Origin of the sequence: Kribbia dieselivorans NBRC 106261 (assembly GCF_001552435.1) — a bacterium.
GTDB lineage: Bacteria > Actinomycetota > Actinomycetes > Actinomycetales > Dermatophilaceae > Kribbia > Kribbia dieselivorans.
Genome location: NZ_BCRE01000029.1, coordinates 1 through 15,116, shown reverse-complemented (window position 1 = coordinate 15,116; position 15,116 = coordinate 1). Strand labels below are relative to the sequence as shown.

The 15,116-nt window shown below is 68.4% G+C and carries 18 protein-coding genes; 1 reads left to right on the top strand and 17 read right to left on the bottom strand.

Annotation, left to right across the window (positions count from 1 at the left end):
* Nucleotides 1–7 precede the first annotated feature (7 nt).
* From KD1_RS02720 to KD1_RS16435, 12 genes are all read right to left on the bottom strand, one after another.
* Nucleotides 8–910, bottom strand: a complete 903-nt coding sequence (locus KD1_RS02720; protein WP_068397169.1) for a F0F1 ATP synthase subunit gamma — start codon at nucleotides 908–910, stop codon at nucleotides 8–10.
* A gap of 120 nt (nucleotides 911–1,030) precedes the next feature.
* Nucleotides 1,031–2,668 carry a F0F1 ATP synthase subunit alpha gene (atpA, locus tag KD1_RS02715; RefSeq protein ID WP_068397167.1) on the bottom strand — a complete coding sequence of 546 codons (1,638 nt, stop codon included), beginning with the start codon at nucleotides 2,666–2,668 and terminating at the stop codon, nucleotides 1,031–1,033.
* A 60-nt stretch (nucleotides 2,669–2,728) separates the two neighbouring features.
* The gene (locus KD1_RS02710; RefSeq protein WP_068397165.1) at nucleotides 2,729–3,541 is read right to left on the bottom strand and encodes a F0F1 ATP synthase subunit delta; all 813 of its coding nucleotides are present in this window, start codon (nucleotides 3,539–3,541) and stop codon (nucleotides 2,729–2,731) included.
* Entirely contained in the window at nucleotides 3,541–4,146 is a 606-nt protein-coding gene (locus tag KD1_RS02705; RefSeq protein WP_083541974.1) for a F0F1 ATP synthase subunit B, read from the bottom strand. The genes KD1_RS02710 and KD1_RS02705 overlap by 1 nt, the downstream gene beginning before the upstream one ends.
* Nucleotides 4,147–4,214: 68 nt before the next feature.
* A complete protein-coding gene (locus tag KD1_RS02700) occupies nucleotides 4,215–4,406 on the bottom strand; it encodes an ATP synthase F0 subunit C (protein WP_068397163.1) in 192 nt (63 codons plus the stop codon).
* Nucleotides 4,407–4,530: 124 nt separating this feature from the next.
* Entirely contained in the window at nucleotides 4,531–5,331 is an 801-nt protein-coding gene (atpB, locus tag KD1_RS02695; RefSeq protein WP_068397161.1) for a F0F1 ATP synthase subunit A, read from the bottom strand.
* A gap of 71 nt (nucleotides 5,332–5,402) precedes the next feature.
* Nucleotides 5,403–5,645 carry an AtpZ/AtpI family protein gene (locus KD1_RS02690; RefSeq protein ID WP_068397158.1) on the bottom strand — a complete coding sequence of 81 codons (243 nt, stop codon included), beginning with the start codon at nucleotides 5,643–5,645 and terminating at the stop codon, nucleotides 5,403–5,405.
* Nucleotides 5,642–6,058 carry a hypothetical protein gene (locus tag KD1_RS02685; protein WP_157073124.1) on the bottom strand — a complete coding sequence of 139 codons (417 nt, stop codon included), beginning with the start codon at nucleotides 6,056–6,058 and terminating at the stop codon, nucleotides 5,642–5,644. The genes KD1_RS02690 and KD1_RS02685 overlap by 4 nt, the downstream gene beginning before the upstream one ends.
* Before the next feature lie 159 nt (nucleotides 6,059–6,217).
* Entirely contained in the window at nucleotides 6,218–7,306 is a 1,089-nt protein-coding gene (locus KD1_RS02680; protein ID WP_306307005.1) for an MraY family glycosyltransferase, read from the bottom strand.
* Between the two features lie 36 nt (nucleotides 7,307–7,342).
* Complete coding sequence (gene glyA / locus KD1_RS02675; RefSeq protein WP_068397149.1) at nucleotides 7,343–8,620, bottom strand: serine hydroxymethyltransferase; 1,278 nt, start codon at nucleotides 8,618–8,620, stop codon at nucleotides 7,343–7,345.
* Nucleotides 8,621–8,628: 8 nt separating this feature from the next.
* The gene (locus KD1_RS02670) at nucleotides 8,629–9,522 is read right to left on the bottom strand and encodes an L-threonylcarbamoyladenylate synthase (protein ID WP_083541972.1); all 894 of its coding nucleotides are present in this window, start codon (nucleotides 9,520–9,522) and stop codon (nucleotides 8,629–8,631) included.
* A 137-nt stretch (nucleotides 9,523–9,659) separates the two neighbouring features.
* Nucleotides 9,660–9,809 (bottom strand): hypothetical protein, encoded by a 150-nt coding sequence (locus tag KD1_RS16435; protein ID WP_157073123.1) that lies wholly within the window; start codon nucleotides 9,807–9,809, stop codon nucleotides 9,660–9,662.
* Nucleotides 9,810–9,840: 31 nt separating this feature from the next.
* Between KD1_RS16435 and KD1_RS16430 the strand changes: the two genes are divergently transcribed.
* Complete coding sequence (locus KD1_RS16430) at nucleotides 9,841–10,062, top strand: hypothetical protein (RefSeq protein WP_157073122.1); 222 nt, start codon at nucleotides 9,841–9,843, stop codon at nucleotides 10,060–10,062.
* A gap of 247 nt (nucleotides 10,063–10,309) precedes the next feature.
* On the opposite strand, the gene prmC is transcribed toward KD1_RS16430, so the two are convergent.
* The 5 genes from prmC to rho form a co-directional block, all read right to left on the bottom strand.
* On the bottom strand, nucleotides 10,310–11,182 hold the full coding sequence (gene prmC / locus KD1_RS02660; protein ID WP_068397143.1) for a peptide chain release factor N(5)-glutamine methyltransferase: 873 nt from the start codon (nucleotides 11,180–11,182) through the stop codon (nucleotides 10,310–10,312).
* Nucleotides 11,179–12,252 carry a peptide chain release factor 1 gene (gene prfA / locus KD1_RS02655; RefSeq protein WP_068397141.1) on the bottom strand — a complete coding sequence of 358 codons (1,074 nt, stop codon included), beginning with the start codon at nucleotides 12,250–12,252 and terminating at the stop codon, nucleotides 11,179–11,181. The genes prmC and prfA overlap by 4 nt, the downstream gene beginning before the upstream one ends.
* Before the next feature lie 112 nt (nucleotides 12,253–12,364).
* On the bottom strand, nucleotides 12,365–12,586 hold the full coding sequence (gene rpmE, locus KD1_RS02650; RefSeq protein WP_068397137.1) for a 50S ribosomal protein L31: 222 nt from the start codon (nucleotides 12,584–12,586) through the stop codon (nucleotides 12,365–12,367).
* 129 nt (nucleotides 12,587–12,715) lie between these two features.
* Nucleotides 12,716–13,198, bottom strand: coding sequence for a GNAT family N-acetyltransferase (locus tag KD1_RS02645; protein WP_068397133.1), 483 nt, complete (start codon nucleotides 13,196–13,198; stop codon nucleotides 12,716–12,718).
* Nucleotides 13,199–13,376: 178 nt separating this feature from the next.
* Nucleotides 13,377–15,116 (bottom strand): transcription termination factor Rho (gene rho, locus KD1_RS02640; RefSeq protein WP_245627247.1); only part of this gene is annotated, 1,740 nt, incomplete at its 5' end.

Here is a 15,116-nt window from a genome sequence, read left to right as displayed (position 1 = left end):
TACCTCTTCACTTGGCCTCGGCGAGGGCGTTGGCGCCGCCGACGATCTCGGTAATCTCTTGGGTGATCTCGGCCTGGCGCGCCTGGTTGGCCAGCCGGGTGAACTTCTTGACGAGCTCTTCGGCGTTGTCCGTGGCGGACTTCATCGCGCGCTGACGGGAGGCGAGCTCGGAGGCCGCCGCCTGCAGCAGGCAGTTGAAGATGCGCGCACGCACGTACTTCGGCATGAGCAGGTCGAGTGCCTCTTCGGCGCTGGGCTCGAAGTCGTAGAAGGCGAGCATCTCGCCCTCGGCGGGCTGCGAGACTCCTTCAACGACCTCGATCGGCAGCATGCGGATGATCTCGGGAACCTGCGTCACCATCGACTTGAAGCGCGTGAAGACGATGTGGAACTCGTGAATGCCGGGACCGGAGTCCTGCTCGGTCTCGAAGTCCTCGAGCAGCCGGTCGCCGATCTCCTTGGCGTTGGCGAAGCTCGGCTTCTCCGAGAAGCCCTCCCACGACGCGACGTACTCGCGGTGGCGGAAGCTGAAGTAGCTGATCGCCTTGCGCCCGACGAGGTACAGGACCGGAGTCTTGCCGTCCTCGAGGAGTTCGCCGATGAGTCGCTCGGTCTCCTTGAGGATCGCCGAGCTGTACGCGCCGGCGAGCCCACGGTCAGAGGTGATGACCAGGACACCAGCGCGCTGGACGTCCTCGTGCTCGTGGGTGAAGTGATGCTCGACGTCGGAGTGGTACGTCAGGGCGGAAACAGCGCGGGTGATGGCGTTGGCGTACGGCGTCGACGCGCGCACGGCCTGCTGTGCCTTCACGACCCGCGAGGCTGCCATGAGCTCCATGGCGCGCGTGATCTTACTGGTCGCCTTGACGGACCGGATGCGCTGCCGGTACTCCCGGATCTGCGCTCCCATGTGTTTCCGCCTCTCCTGTGGTGCTGGGCTGTAGGTGGTGTGGTCGGCCGGTGTGGCGCCACGAGGGGTGGTCCCCTCCGGTGGGTCGGGCGCCCGTCACGGGCGCCCGACCGTCACGGATCAGGGACGGGCGACGATCTGCTCCTGCTCGATCTCGGTCTCGAGATCGCCGGCCTCGGGCTCGTGGCCCAGCGGCACGTTCTCGGACCCGGAGGCCTGGAACTGCGACTTGAACGTGTCGATCGCGGCCTGCAGGGAGTCGCGCGTGGAGTCCTCGAACTTCCCGGACTCGCGGATCGCGTCAAGGATTCCCTTGTTGTTGCGGCGCAGGTTGTCGAGGAACTGCTCCTCGAAGCGACGGATGTCCTCCACCTCGACGTCGTCGAGCTGACCGGTGGTACCGGCCCAGATCGAGACGACCTGCTCCTCGACCGGGTACGGCGAGGACTGGTTCTGCTTGAGCAGCTCGACCAGACGCGCACCCTTGGCCAGCTGAGCACGGGAGGCGGCGTCGAGGTCGGAGGCGAACATCGCGAACGCCTCCATCGCGCGGAACTGCGCCAGGTCCAACTTCAGTCGACCGGAGACCGACTTCATCGCCTTCGTCTGGGCAGCACCACCGACACGGGAGACCGAGATACCCACGTCGACCGCCGGGCGGACGTTGGCGTTGAACAGGTCGGCCTGCAGGTAGATCTGACCGTCGGTGATGGAGATGACGTTGGTCGGGATGTACGCCGAGACGTCACCGGCCTTCGTCTCGATGATCGGCAGGCCCGTCATCGAACCGGCGCCCAGGTCGTCGGAGAGCTTCGCGCAGCGCTCGAGGAGACGCGAGTGCAGGTAGAAGACGTCGCCGGGGTACGCCTCGCGGCCCGGCGGGCGACGCAGCAGCAGGGACACGGCGCGGTAGGCCTCGGCCTGCTTGGACAGGTCGTCGAAGACGATGAGGACGTGCTTGCCCTGGTACATCCAGTGCTGACCGATGGCCGAACCGGTGTACGGGGCGAGGTACTTGAAGCCGGCCGAGTCGGAGGCCGGGGCGGCGACGATGGTGGTGTACTCCATCGCGCCGGCCTCTTCGAGGGTGCCCTTGACCGACGCGATCGTCGAGCCCTTCTGACCCACGGCGACGTAGATGCAGCGCACCTGCTTGCTCGGGTCGCCGGTCTCCCAGAACTCCTTCTGGTTGATGATCGTGTCGACCGCGATGGTGGTCTTGCCGGTCTGCCGGTCACCAATGATCAGCTGACGCTGGCCACGGCCGATCGGGGTCATGGCGTCGACGGCCTTGAGGCCCGTCTGCAGCGGCTCGTGCACCGACTTGCGCTGGACGACCGAGGGAGCCTGCAGCTCCAGCGGACGACGCTCGTCGATCGGGGTGATCTCACCGAGACCGTCGATCGGGGTGCCGAGCGGGTCGACGACGCGGCCCAGGTAGCCGTCGCCGACCGGCACGGACAGGACCTGACCGGTGCGCTTGACCTGCTGGCCCTCCTCGATCTTGGAGAAGTCACCGAGGATGACGACACCGATGGCGTTGACGTCCAGGTTCAGCGCCAGGCCGAGGGTGCCGTCCTCGAACTCGAGCAGCTCGTTGGTCATCGCCGAGGGAAGGCCCTCGACGTGGGCGATGCCGTCACCGGCGTCGATGACGCGGCCGACCTCCTCGCGGGCAGCCGCGCCCGGCTCGTAGGCCTGGACGCTGGCGTCCAGGGCGTCCCGGATCTCCTCGGGACGGATCGAAAGCTCCGTCATGGTTCTTCTCCTCGTTGCGACCCCATCGGGTCAGCGTCTGTTGTGGTCTGCGGTGGGGGCTCAGCCGGCGAGGTGCTGGCGTGCGCTGTCAAGCTTGCGGGCGACCGTGCCGTCGATGACCTCGTCGCCGATGGCGACCTTGAGGCCGCCGATGACCTGCGGGTCGATCACGGTCTGGATCTGCACCTGCTTGCCGTAGAGCGACTGCAGCGAGGCCGCGAGGCGGGCGCGCTGGGCCTGGTCCAGTTCGGTCGCCGTGGTGACGATCGCGGTGAGCTGGTCACGACGCTCCGCCGCGGCCTTGAGCATCGACGTCACCCGCGAGGCGAATTTCTGCCCACGGGGCGCCAGCACGGCCTGACGAGCCAGGCGCTCCGTCTCCGGCGCCGACTTGCCCTGCAGCAGGCGGTCGATGATGGCCGCCTTGGCCGCCGGGGTCGACTGCCGGTTGGTCACGGCGTCCTCGAGCTCCGGCGAGTCGGCGACGATCTGGTCGAAGCGGAACAGTTCGTCCTCGACCTGCTGGAGTCGACCCGCCTTCTCGGCCGACGACAGCACGGCCTGAACGCCGAGGGTGTCGACCGTGCTCGGCAGATCCAGGTCGCTCGACCAGCGCTGGGCGACCAGGTCGCTCAGGAGCTGCTCGGTGGCCGAACCCACCTTGCCGGAGAAGAGACGCTGAACCACAGCGCGCTTCGCCTCGGTGGGACTGGCCGGCTCGGCGAGCGCACGCCGCAGGGTGCTGTTGGTGTCGAGCACCGACGCGACCGCGAAGAGGTCCTCCGCGAGCGCGTTCGTGTCGGCTCCGCCGGCCACCGCGGAGGCGAGGGCGTTCTTGCCGACGATGGCGGCATCCCGCGACGCGCCCCGCATCAGTTGCCGACCTTCTCGGGACGGATCTGACCGGACTCGAGCTCGGCGAGGAAGCGGTCGACGGTGCCCTTGGAGCGGACCTCGTCGTGCAGCGACTCGCCGACGATCTTGCTGGCGAGGTCGGTGGACAGTCGGCCCACCTCGGAGCGCAGCGAGGCCGACGCCTGCTGACGCTCGGCCGCGATCTGCTTGGTCGCGTTCTCGGTGATCCGGCCGGCCTCGGCGTTGGCCTGCTCACGCATCTCCGCCACGATCTGCGCACCCTCGGCGCGCGCGTTCTCACGGATCTGCGAAGCCTCGGCACGGGCCTGGGCGAGCTGCGATTCGTACTGCTCCTTGGCAGCAGCCGCGGCGGCCTGGGCCTCTTCGGCCTGCTTCATTCCGCCTTCGATCGCGGCGGTGCGCTCGGCGTACATCTGCTCCATCGCGGGGACGACCTTCTTCCACGCGACGAACAGGATGATGCCGATGGCGATGATGCCGAAAATCAGCTCCCCGGTGTGCGGGAGGATCGGCAGGCCGGTTCCGTCGTTACCGCCACCGCCGCCCTCCCCGCCGCCGGAGGCGACGAGTCGACCCGCGAGGGTCGTTACATGTGCAAGCACTGGGTTCTCCTAGTTCCTGGGCTCGTGACCCGCCGAGCGGGCCACCTGATTACGCGGTGGTGTCGCGCTCAGGCGAGGAAGAAGAGAACGAAGCCCAGGATGGCGAGGGCTTCGGCCACGGCGAAGCCGAGGATGGCCAGCGGCTGCAGCACGTTCTTGGCCTCGGGCTGACGGGCAACGGAGTTGATCAGCGCGGAGAAGATGAGGCCGATGGCCAGGGCGGGGCCGATGGTCGCGATGCCGTAACCGATAAGGTTCATGATTCCTCTTTCAGTTTCTCCGGTGGCGTTGCCCACCGGACGATGTGGGGGTGGTGTTCAGTTGTGGTCGGGTGGTTCTGGGTCGCCGGGCGGAGCACCGTTCGGCGAGGTCAGGGTTCGCGGATCAGTGTTCGTCCGCCTCGGCGGTGCCGATGTAGGAGGCCGCGAGCAGCGCGAAGACGTAGGCCTGCAGGGCCTGGATCAGGATCTCGAAGATCTGCATCAGGAAGCCCATGCCGAAGGCGCCGACACTGAACAGCTTGAACAGCCAGTTGTCGTGGAAGAGCAGGAACTCGCCACCGAGCACGAACACGAGAATGAGCATGTGGCCGGCGAACATGTTGCCGAAAAGACGCAGGGCGAGCGTGAGCGGGCGGATCAGGAAGAACGTCGCGGCCTCGAGGAGGAAGATCACCGGGACCATCGCCGGGGCCAGGCCGGCCGGGACCATGAACTTGAAGTAGCCCAGGAAGCCGTGCTTCTTGAAACCGACGTAGTGGTAGGCGATGTACACGACGGCAGTGGCCGCAATCGGCACCGCGATGCGCGCGCTCGGCGGGTTCTGCACGAACGGCGTCGAGGCCATGAGGTTGCTCAACAGCACGAACAGGAAGAGGCCGAAGATCAGCGGCAGGTACTTCTTGTAGTTCGGGCCGATCATGTCGCGGGCGATGCCGCCGCGCACGAAGTCATAGATCTGCTCGAAGTAGAACTGGCCCTTGCTCGGCACCACGGAGGCGTTGCGCGAGCCGGCCAGCATGATCCAGCAGGCCAGGATCGTCACGAGCACCAGCACGAGCATCGGCCGGGTGATCTCGATCCACCCGAAGTCCCACATCGGCTGGTAGAAGTCCGCCGGAGAGGGGCCGGTGAACTCATCCGCGGTGACGACTGCTCCGCTGGTCAGGGCGGCGGAAAGGCTCACAAGGACTCCTCTGTGCTACGGGGATTGGCGCTGGTTGTGGGGGCAGGCAGGCAGGCAGTTCTGACTCAGCGTCATGGCCTACCGTACCGAAGCCATATGACGTACATCGACAGGGCCACCCCCACGATGATGCCAATGGGTCGAAGGAAGTGCGTGCTCAGGAGGGCGTCGAGACCCCAGCCGATCGCCCCGAAGGTCAAGGGGCCGGCGATGAGGTACGACACGATCTGGGCCGCCAGGTCGGAGCCGCGTGAGAAACCACTGCGCTCGTCCTTGCCGCCCGACGGGGTGAGGTTGGGCGATGCCGGGCTCATGCAGCGTCTCCGAGCAGCGGAGTGCGCGAGCGCAGCAGACCGACGGCGATGCCGGCCTGGGTCGCGATGACCGTGATCGCGGCCGACAACGCGAACGTCGGCCGGATCAGCCAAGCGGCAGCGTCGAACACCTGCCAGGCGAGCGCCATGACGAGCAGGGTGGCGGTGAACGCGACGATGGCGCCGAACAGGGGAAGGACACCAGAGAGCCCGACGACGAGTTTGATCCCCACCAATGCGGTGAGCATGAGCACGACGGTCATGGCCCAGCCGGCCAGAGCCGACCACACCCCGGGCACGCCTTGGGCCAGGGCGGCGACGGCTAGCACTCCGACCCCAGCCACGAGCCCACCCACGAGGAGGCCGCGCAGCATCCCCCGGAAGGGGTGGCGTCGGGAGGTCGAAGGCGTCACTGGTCCATCTGTTCGGTGAGGATCACGGGGGCTGACGGCTCGACGAAACTCGTCGGAAACCGCTTGTGAAAGTTATCACAAGGTCGGTCGCACCTCGCAACCGTCCGCGATCCGGGACGCCGTCTCAGTCGGTTCGAGACGACGCGAACGGAGCGTCGATCAACGCCTCGGGCGGTACCGCTTGGGTCGACTGCCGAGCACGTGCGCCCGCGGCAGATGCCACGTCAACGCGGCCACGGCCAGGAGCGCCACGGCGAACGCCGGAGCGGCGATCCGCGTCTCGAGCAACACGAAACTCACCGAACCCAGGCCGATCACCGCCGTCCACGCCCAGAGCAGCAGCACGGCCCGGCGGTGGCCGTGACCGATCTGGAGCATGCGGTGGTGCAGGTGCTGCTTGTCGGCCGTGAACGGGCTCTGCCCCCGCGAGACGCGCCGAATCACGGCGAGCAACACGTCGAGCAGCGGCAACAGGATGATCGACAGGGGCACCGCCAGCGGCAACAACATCGCCAGGATCGGATTCGTCGACACCTCGCTCGGCGAGACTCCGCCCGTCGTCGAGATCATCGCGGAGGCGAGCAGCAGCCCGAGCAGCAGCGCGCCGCTGTCGCCCATGAACAGGCGGGCCGGATAGAAGTTGTGCGGCAGGAAGCCCAGACAGCACCCGATGAGCGCCGCCGAGATCACGGTCGACGAGGTGAACACGTTCGGCGGGTTGTACGTGTACGAGATGAAATAGCTGTAGACGAAGAACGCGATCGCGGCAATGCCGACGACACCCGCGGCCAGGCCATCGAGCCCGTCGATGAAGTTCACCGCATTGATGCTGAGCAGCACGAGGAAGATCGTCAGCAGCACCATGACCGGTGTCGGGAGCACCGTGACCGTCCCCAACGGCACCGAATACATCTGTACTCCGCCCCACGCCACCATCGCTGCGGCGATGAGTTGACCGCCCAGCTTCGTGAAGGGGTCAAGCTCATGGAAGTCGTCGATCGCCCCGACCAGGCAGACCAACGCCGCTCCGCCCAGTACCCCGTACAACTCGCGGGTCTCGAACACCTGCTGGAGGAATGGCAGCCGACTGGCCACCATCGTGCCCGCGGCATAGCCGATGAGAATGGCCACGCCGCCCAGTCGCGGAATCCTCACGGCGTGCACATCGCGGTTGCGCACCGGCGTGAACGCTCCCCACCGCACCGCGACCTGTCGAATCGCAGGCACGGTGAGGAACGTCGTCGCCATGGCGACGAGAATCACGAACAGGTATTCGCGCACCCGTCAGCGGGGGTAGGCGGGGAACTGCGTGACCAGGTCGGTGACCGTGCCGCGCACCTCGCGGGAGACCGCGTGCTCAGGGTCGGCGTCACCGGTGGTCACGGCCTTGTGGATCAGGTCGGCGATGACCGTCATCTGCTCGGTGCCCATGCCCTGCGTGGTCACGCACGGCGTGCCGACCCGGATGCCGGAGGCGATGTTCGGCTTCTGCGGGTCGTTCGGAATCGCGTTCTTGTTGAGCGTGATGCCGGCCGCGTCGCATCGGGCCTCCGCGTCGGCGCCGGTGACCCCGACACCCTGGAGGTCGAGCAGCGAGAGGTGCGTGTCGGTGCCCCCGGTCGTCGGGCGAATCCCCTTCTCCTGCAGGGCCGCGGCCAGGACCTTGGAGTTCTCGATGACCTGGGTGGCGTACTGCTGGTACTCGGGGGTCGCGCACTCCTTGAAGTTGACCGCCTTGGCCGCGATGACGTGCATGAGCGGGCCGCCCTGCATCATCGGGAAGACGGCCTTGTCGATGGCCTTGGCGTGCTCCTCCTTGCACACGATCGCACCGGAGCGCGGACCGCGCATCACCTTGTGCGTGGTGAAGGAGACGACGTCGGCGTACGGCACCGGGGACGGGATCGCCTTGCCGGCGACCAGGCCGATGAAGTGCGCGGCGTCGACCCAGAAGATCGCGCCGATCTCGTCGGCAATCGCCCGGAAGCGAGCGAAGTCGATCAGCCGCGGGATCGCCGATCCGCCCGCGACGATGAGCTTGGGGCGGTGCTCCTTGGCCAGGCGCTCGACCTCGTCGTAGTCGATGTCCTCGGACGTGGGGTCGACGTGGTACGGGATCGGGTTGAACCACTTGCCGGAGAAGGAGACCTTCGCGCCGTGCGTGAGGTGACCACCGTGCGGCAGGCTCATCGCGAGGATCGAGTCGCCGGGCTGGAGGAACGCGCCGTAGACGGCCATGTTCGCGCTTGCGCCCGAGTGCGGCTGGACGTTCGCGTGATCGGCGTCGAGCAGGGCCTTGAGGCGGTCGATGGCCAGGGTCTCGACTTTGTCGACCTCCGCGCAGCCACCGTAGTAGCGACGACCCGGGTAGCCCTCGGCGTACTTGTTGCTCAGCGTCGAGGCCATCGCCGTGAGCACCGCCGGAGAGGAGAGGTTCTCGCTGGCGATGAGTTGCAGACCCGAGCGGATGCGGGTCAGTTCGGACTGCAGCACGCCGGCGACCTCGGGGTCGAAGGCCTGCAGAGCCGCGTGGTCGGCGCCGTAGAACGGTTCGGTGCTCACGGTTCTCCTCAGTTGTCGGTGTTGTCGGGCTGGCGGCGGACGACGGGGAGCTCGGTGGTCTCGGGCTCATCGTCGTCGAAATCGGTGCTGAAGCGGCTGAGCGGAGCGTCGAGCTCGGTGGCGTCATCGCCGGTGAAGAACTGGCCGTGCGGGGACTCGAGGGAGGCCTCGTCGGCGGCCAGTTGCGCGTTGAGCGCCGCCTCGTCGTCGGGCGTGAGGGCTTCGGTCGTGCCGTCGGTGTCGTCCTCGAGGCCGGTGTTCGCCTCGAGGTGCGGAGCAGCGATCTCGGCGATCTGCTCGGGCGTGATCGCGCCCTCGCGCAGGACGACGGGCCGATCGCCCGTGCAGTCGACGATCGTCGAGGGCGCCACGTCACGGCGCTCCCCGCCGTCGAGGTAGATGCTCACGGCCGGGCCGAGTTGGGTGGCCGCCTCGGTGACGGTGTGGGCCGGCGGGTGGCCGGTGCGGTTGGCGCTGGTCACGGCCATGGGCCCGACCTCGCTGAGCACGGCGACGCAGATGTCGTCGTGGGGCATGCGCAGCGCGACCGTGCCGTTGGTCTCGCCGAGGTCCCACTGCAGTGAGGGCTGGGCGACGAAGATCAGGGTCAGCGGGCCGGGCCAGAAGGTGCGGATGAGGTCGCGGGCGTAGCCGGGCACGTCGGTGGCCAGGCCGTCGACCGTACGGGGGCTGGGCACGAGCACCGGCGGGGGCATGTCGCGGCCGCGGCCCTTGGCCTCGAGGAGGGACTCGACGGCGCCGGGGTTGAACGCGTCGCACCCCACGCCGTAGACGGTGTCGGTGGGCAGCACGATGACCTCACCGGCGCGGACCGCATCGGCGGCCTGCTGGATGGCTTCGTCGCGACCCCTCTCGGAGGTCGCATCGACGACAGGACTCATGGGGCCAGCCTAGGCCCGTTGGGTGGGTGGTCATGCGCTCGTCCGCGCCGTGGTCGCGCCGCGCCCCTTCGCCGAGTGATGGATCCGGGTGGGCTATGGAGTCCCATAGCCCACCCGGATCCATCACTCGGCGGGGGTCAGCGGCGTGCGTAATACCAATGGCCGACGGAGCCGCTGCTTCTACCAACGAGGCCCTTGGCACCGGAGAGCGACCCGGTCACCACGCCGGTCGTGCCCCACATGCTCCCGACCCAACCTGCGCCCTTGTGCTCGCTCATCATCGGCATGGGACCGTCCTGCCTCCACACGAGGTTGGCCGTGAGCGGCACGTTGACCCACCCCTTCGAGACGATCGTTCCGGTGATCCGAGCCGACTTGATGCCGTGCCGCAAGGTGCCCCTGGAGACGGGCCGCGAAGAGCGCAGCACGCACCGCGACGAGGTCCAACTGTCCGAAATGGTCGCGCCTGACGGGCAGAAATACGACTGCAACCTGCCCGACCGGCGATCCCAGAACGACTGGCTCCACGTGAGCCGGTGAGTGTTACCCAAGTGGCGCGGCAGTGTGCCCTTCAACAACACCGTGGTTCTGGCATAGGACCCCTGCGCGTCCCACTCCTGGACGGCTCCAGCGGAGGACACTCCAGTGGGGAGCCCAACACTGCCAGAGCCAAGACGCTCGTCAGGACACCCGCAGAACGCATTCTTGATCGCTTTTTCCCCATGACCTGCACGCTACCGGGGGCCCGCCCCTCCCTCAATTGGAACGCGAAGTTCTCTTCAGATCCCTACCGACAGTCCGCTTGGACGGCGCTCACGACACGGGGCCTGCCGGTCAGGTCACGGTGATCGGTGACCTGCTCCCAGCCACGCGCGCGCAGTGCCGCCGGCAGGGACTCCCCCTGCTCGTCGGCGTGCTCCATGAGCAGCACTCCCCCGGGACGCAGCAGCGTGGCCGCGCGATCGGCCAGGGCCAACGGAATCGCCAGCCCATCGACGCTCCCGCCATAAAGCGCGAGGTCGGGGTCGTGGTCGCGCACCTCCGGGTCGATCGGCACCCGATCGATCGGCACGTAGGGCGGGTTGCACGTGACGAGGTCGACCAGCCCGCGCAGATGCTCCAGTTCGGGCACCTCGGCCATGGCATCGGCGTGGATGAGATCGACGTCGAGACCCGTGGTGGTGACGTTGCGTTCAGCCCACGCGTGCGCCTCGAGGGAGACCTCGACCGCATGCACCTCGGCAGACGGAGCCTCGTCCTTGACAGCCAGCGCGATCGCGCCGGACCCCGTGCACAGGTCGACGACGACCGGCGACTCCCCCGCCACGCTGGTCTCCGCCAACACCGTCAACGCAAGATCAACAAGGATCTCCGTCTCCGGGCGCGGCACGAACACGCCCGGCCCGACGTGCAGCTCCAGGCGGCGAAACGCGGCTCGCCCCGTCAGGTGCTGCAACGGCACCCGCGCGGCCCGGGCGTCGATGAGGTCGTCAAACCCCGCAGGCACGGGCGCGCCGAGCACGAGCCGACGGTGGATCTCGGAACGATCGGTGCCGGCCGCGTGGGCTGCGAGCGCGATGGCGTCCGCATACGGCGATCCGACGCCGGCTTGGGTCAATCTCGCCGTGGCCGCGTCGATCGCGCGCCGCAGATCACTCACTCGGCCACCGCGGCGAGACGGGCGGCCTCGTCGGCGTCGACGGCGGCCTGGACGACCGGGGCGAGGTCCCCGTCGAGCATGTGATCGAGGTTGTACGCCTTGTAGCCGGTGCGGTGGTCGCTGATGCGGTTCTCAGGGAAGTTGTACGTGCGGATGCGCTCGGACCGGTCGACCGTGCGCACCTGACTGGCCCGCGCATCCGCCGCCGCGGCCGCCGCCGCCTCGGCCGCCAACTGGTGCAGCCGCGCCCGTAGCACGCGCATGGCCGCCTCGCGGTTCTGCAACTGCGACTTCTCGTTCTGGCACGACACGACGGTGCCGGTGGGCAGGTGCGTGATGCGCACGGCCGAGTCGGTGGTGTTGACGCTCTGGCCACCCGGTCCGGAGGAGCGATACACGTCGATCCGCAGATCGTTCGGGTCGATCTCGACCTCGACCTCGTCGACCTCGGGCATGACCCAGACCCCGGCGGCGCTGGTGTGGATGCGCCCCTGCGACTCGGTCACCGGCACCCGCTGCACCCGGTGGACGCCGCCCTCGAACTTCAGCCGTGCCCACGGCCCCTCCCCCGGCGCCGGGGTGCCCTTGGCCTTCACGGCGATCCGGATGTCCTTGTACCCGCCCAGGTCGGAGTCGGTGGAGTCGAGTACCTCGGTGCGCCACCCCACCTGCTCGGCGTAGCGCATGTACATGCGGGCCAGGTCGCCGGCGAACAGCGCGGACTCCTCGCCGCCCTCGCCGGCCTTGACCTCGAGGATGATGTCGCGATCGTCGTCGGGGTCACGCGGGATGAGCAGGCGGCGGAGCCGATCGGCGGACTCGTCGAGCGCCGTCTGCAGGGCCGGGATCTCGTCGGCGAACGACGGATCCTCGTCGGCCAATTCGCGGGCCGCGGCCAGGTCGTCCTGGGCGGCGCGCCACGCGTCGTACGCCACCACGGTCGGGCCGAGTTGGGCGTAGCGCTTGTTGACCTCGCGGAGCTTCGCTTGGTCGGCGAGCACCTCGGGGTCGGCCAGTTGCGCCTCGAGGTCGGCGTGCTCCTGGGCGAGTGCGGCGGCGGACTCCAGCATGCGGACCTCCGTGGCGTTCGGTGGTGGGGGTGGTGGGTGACGGGTGGCGAGTGCGGGCGGAAACACGCCGACCCCGCCACCTGGCGCAGGTGACGGGGTCGGAGCGGACAGCCTAGTTGGCGGCGGCCTTCTTCTTGCCGTAGCGGGCCTCGAAGCGGGCGACGCGGCCACCGGTGTCGAGGATCTTCTGCTTGCCCGTGTAGAACGGGTGGCACTGGCTGCAGACCTCGGCGTTGATGACGCCGTTCTTGGCGGTGCTGCGCGTGGTGAACGTGTTGCCGCAGGTGCAGGTGACCTGGGTCGGACCGTAGTCCGGGTGGATGTCCTTCTTCACGGTGGCTCCTTGTTGCTGGCCCGGGTCGACCCGACGCGCCTCGCGGCGACCGGTCGGTGAGGTGTCGGTACCACGTGTCGTGAACCGGACCAAGGATCGATTCTGCCAGAACAGCGGGGAGGGCCCAAATCATTCCCGCTGGACGCGCAGGTGCATCCGCGGGGAGTCGTCGACCTCGAAGCCGATGCGGTCGTAGATCGGGCGCCGCTGCGGGGCCGCGAGGACCTCGACCTCCCTGACCTCGGTCTCGTCCCGGAACCAGCGCATCACCTCGTGCACGCACTCCTCCCCCAGTCCCTGGTCCTTGTGGCTGGGGAAGGTCGCGACGTTCGAGAGCACCCCGGTCACGCCCGTCGGGTGCGTCGGCGAGGGCGCGGTCTCGATGACATGACCGATGGCGGAGGACACGATCGCGCCCTTGGCCTCGGCCACCACGGCCCGCGTGCGTTCGGTGCCGACGCGCAATTGCAGCCATCGGGCGGTGCGGGTCTGCCACTGCGAATCCGCGACGAGCACCGGGTCGACGCCCATCTCGGAGAACATCAACCCGCGCAGTGCGACCAGGGCCGCGACGTCACCGCGAGTGGCAAGCCGGATCGTGACTCCGCCCACGTCGCCCAAGGGAGCGGCCGGCACGGAACGGTTCGAAAGGCGAGGCAGTCGAGGCACATACGCATCATGCCCGACACGACTGCCTCCGGCACCACAACGCCGAGAGGTCGATTCGGGTGGGATAAGTCGTGCTTATCCCACCCAAATCGACCTCTCGGCGATCAGGGGGTGCCGGCGATCAGTCGGACTTCTCGTCGTCCATCCGCAGCGCGGAGGTCTGCTGCACCTGCACGAGGAACTCGTAGTTGCTCTTCGTCTTGCGCAGCTGGCTGAGGATGAGCTCGATCGAGGCCTGCGGGTCGAGCGCGGAGAGCACGCGACGCAGCTTCCAGGTGATCTTGAGCTCGTCCGGGCCGAGGAGGATCTCCTCGCGACGCGTGCCGGAGGCGTTGACGTCGACGGCCGGGAAGATGCGGCGGTTGGCGAGCTCGCGGGAAAGTCGCAGCTCCATGTTGCCGGTGCCCTTGAACTCCTCGAAGATCACCTCGTCCATGCGCGAGCCGGTCTCGACCAGCGCGGTGGCGAGGATGGTCAGCGAACCGCCGTTCTCGATGTTGCGCGCGGCGCCGAAGAACTTCTTCGGCGGGTACAGCGCGGCCGAGTCGACACCACCGGAGAGGATGCGCCCGCTCGCCGGCGCAGCGAGGTTGTAGGCGCGACCCAGCTTGGTGATCGAGTCGAGCAGCACGACGACGTCGTGACCCATCTCGACGAGGCGCTTGGCCCGCTCGATGGCCAGTTCGGCGACCGTGGTGTGGTCGTCGGCCGGGCGGTCGAAGGTCGAGGAGATGACCTCACCCTTGACCGCGCGCGACATGTCGGTGACCTCTTCGGGGCGTTCGTCGACGAGGACGACCATGAGGTGGCACTCGGGGTTGTTCGTCGTGATCGCGTTGGCGATGGCCTGCATGACCATCGTCTTACCGGCCTTGGCGGGCGCGACGATCAGACCGCGCTGGCCCTTGCCGATCGGGGCGACGAGGTCGATGACCCGGGTGGTCAACTGACCGGGCTCGGTCTCCAGACGCAGGCGCTCCTGCGGGTAGAGCGGGGTGAGCTTGCCGAACTCGGGGCGCTTCTTGGCCTCCTCGGCCGTCATCCCGTTGATCGAGTCGAGGCGCACCAGCGGGTTGTACTTCTGCCGGTTGCCACGACCGCCCTGCTGGGGCTGCTGCTCGCCCTCGACGGCGGCCTTGACCGCGCCGGTGACCGCGTCTCCCTTGCGCAGACCGTTGCGCTTGACCATACCGAGCGGCACGTAGACGTCGTTCGGGCCGGCGAGGTAGCCGGAGGTGCGCACGAAGGCGTAATTGTCGAGGACGTCGAGGATGCCTGCGACCGGCTGCAGGACGTCGTCCTCGCTGATGGTGGGCTCGTCGGTCATCTCGTCGCGACGGCCGCCGGTGCGCCCCTTGTCGCGGCCGCGGCCACGGTTGCGCCGGCGGCGGCCACCCTGACCGTCGTCGTCGTGCTGACCGGCGTTGTCGCGGCTCTGGCCGGCATTGTCGCGAGCCTGACGGTTGTCACCCTGGCGGTTGTCGCGACCCTCGCCCTGATCGGAGTCTCGCTCCTGGCGGTTGCCACGGTTGTCACGGTTCTCGCGGGGCTCGCCCTGGTCGGTGTCGTCACCGCCCTGACGCGTGCGCTGGCCACCCTGACCACCCTGACCACGGTTGCGGCGGGTGCGCGGGTTCTGGTCGAGGAGTGCCTCGGCGCCCTTGGTGTCGGGGTGCGAGTCGTCGTCGGTCGGCTCGGCGGTGTCGGCCTTGGGCTCGGGCAGCGGCAGGGCGTCGAGGACGTCCGCGGCGCTGGGAGCCTGCGTTGGGGCCGAGGCGGCACGACGGCGACCACGGGTACCGCGGGCCGGAGCGTCGTTGGGCTCGGTGGTCGCGGAGTCGCGCGACTCGGGCGCCGGCTC

Bases quoted from the DNA above. Each gene is read 5' to 3' on its own strand.
- KD1_RS02720 (WP_068397169.1), bottom strand. From the start codon at position 910: ATGGGAGCGCAGATCCGGGAGTACCGGCAGCGCATCCGGTCCGTCAAG.
- atpA (WP_068397167.1), bottom strand. From the start codon at position 2,668: ATGACGGAGCTTTCGATCCGTCCCGAGGAGATCCGGGACGCCCTGGAC.
- KD1_RS02710 (WP_068397165.1), bottom strand. From the start codon at position 3,541: ATGCGGGGCGCGTCGCGGGATGCCGCCATCGTCGGCAAGAACGCCCTC.
- KD1_RS02700 (WP_068397163.1), bottom strand. From the start codon at position 4,406: ATGAACCTTATCGGTTACGGCATCGCGACCATCGGCCCCGCCCTGGCC.
- KD1_RS02690 (WP_068397158.1), bottom strand. From the start codon at position 5,645: ATGAGCCCGGCATCGCCCAACCTCACCCCGTCGGGCGGCAAGGACGAG.
- KD1_RS02680 (WP_306307005.1), bottom strand. From the start codon at position 7,306: ATGGCGACGACGTTCCTCACCGTGCCTGCGATTCGACAGGTCGCGGTG.
- KD1_RS02670 (WP_083541972.1), bottom strand. From the start codon at position 9,522: ATGAGTCCTGTCGTCGATGCGACCTCCGAGAGGGGTCGCGACGAAGCC.
- KD1_RS16435 (WP_157073123.1), bottom strand. From the start codon at position 9,809: ATGCCGATGATGAGCGAGCACAAGGGCGCAGGTTGGGTCGGGAGCATG.
- prfA (WP_068397141.1), bottom strand. From the start codon at position 12,252: ATGCTGGAGTCCGCCGCCGCACTCGCCCAGGAGCACGCCGACCTCGAG.